Raw genomic sequence first — 1,313 nt, 5'->3', positions numbered from 1 at the left:
TCCTACGCCATCCATCCGAAAGACCTCGACGTGTCCGACGCTACCCCGCCGGCCGGCTTCGGCCGCCCTGACCTGACAGCCTTCGCTCGACTCGACGGCCTCGGTCTGAGCGTGACCGGACAACGACTTGAACCGGATCGTGCGGTCCTCGCGTGCCGCGTGGTGGAACCAGATCAGTGGTGCCGACGGTGCGGCAGCGAAGGCGCTGCTCGTGACACCGTGATCCGGCGGTTGGCCCACGAGCCGCTGGGCTGGCGACCGACCGTGCTGGAAGTTGTAGTGCGCCGCTACCGCTGTGCCGACTGCGGACACGTGTGGCGCCAAGACACCGGCGCCGCGGCGGAGCCACGCGCGAAGCTCTCGCGCACCGGGCTGCGGTGGGCGCTGGAAGGGATCGTGGTCGCACACCTCACCGTCGCCCGTGTCGCCGAGGGACTCGGGGTCGCGTGGGACACCGCCAACAACGCGCTCCTGGCTGAAGGCAAGCGGCTGCTGATCAACGACCCCACGCGGTTTGAGGGCGTGAAGGTCATTGGCGTCGATGAGCACGTCTGGCGCCACACCAGGCGTGGCGACAAGTACGTCACCGTGATCATCGACCTCACCCGGTCCGCGGTGGCGCCGGCCCAGCAAGGCTGCTGGACATGGTCGAGGGCCGGTCGAAGGCGGCGTTCAAGACCTGGCTCGCCGACCGCGACGACGCCTTCCGTGACGCGGTCGAGGTGGTCGCGATGGACGGCTTCACCGGGTTCAAGACCGCCGCTGCAGAGGAGATCCCGGACGCAGTCACGGTGATGGATCCCTTCCACGTCGTTCGCCTGGCCGGTGACGCCCTCGACAGGTGCCGGCGCCGGGTCCAACTCGCGATCCACGGGCACCGTGGGTTCAGGGACGACCCGCTCTACACGTCGCGGCGCACGCTGCACACCGGCGCGGACCTGCTCACCGACAAGCAGAGCGACAGGCTACGCGCGCTGTTCGTTGATGACGCTCACGTCGAGGTCGAGGCGACCTGGGGTGTCTACCAGCGCATGATCGCCGCCTATCGCCACGAGGACCGGCAACGTGGCCGCGAGCTCATGGAGAAGCTGATCACCGACCTCAGCGCCGGCGTCCCCAAGGTGCTCACCGAGCTCACCACCCTGGGCCGGACCCTGAAGAAGCGAGCCGCTGACGTGCTCGCCTACTTCGAACGACCCGGCACCAGCAACGGGCCGACCGAGTCGCTCAACGGACGGCTCGAACACCTGCGCGGCTCCGCACTCGGGTTCCGCAACCTGACCAACTACATCGCCCGAAGCCTGCTCGAGACC

General features: G+C 68.5%; 1 pseudogene. It reads left to right on the top strand.

Features of this window, described 5'->3' with window-relative positions:
- Positions 1-30: 30 nt before the first annotated feature.
- A pseudogene (locus FXF60_RS16375) lies at positions 31-1,313 on the top strand (ISL3-like element ISPfr2 family transposase); the annotation flags it as partial.

The organism is Serinicoccus kebangsaanensis, assembly GCF_008919445.1.
Taxonomy (GTDB): Bacteria; Actinomycetota; Actinomycetes; order Actinomycetales; family Dermatophilaceae; genus Ornithinicoccus; species Ornithinicoccus kebangsaanensis.
This window is presented reverse-complemented; position numbering and strand designations above follow the sequence as displayed.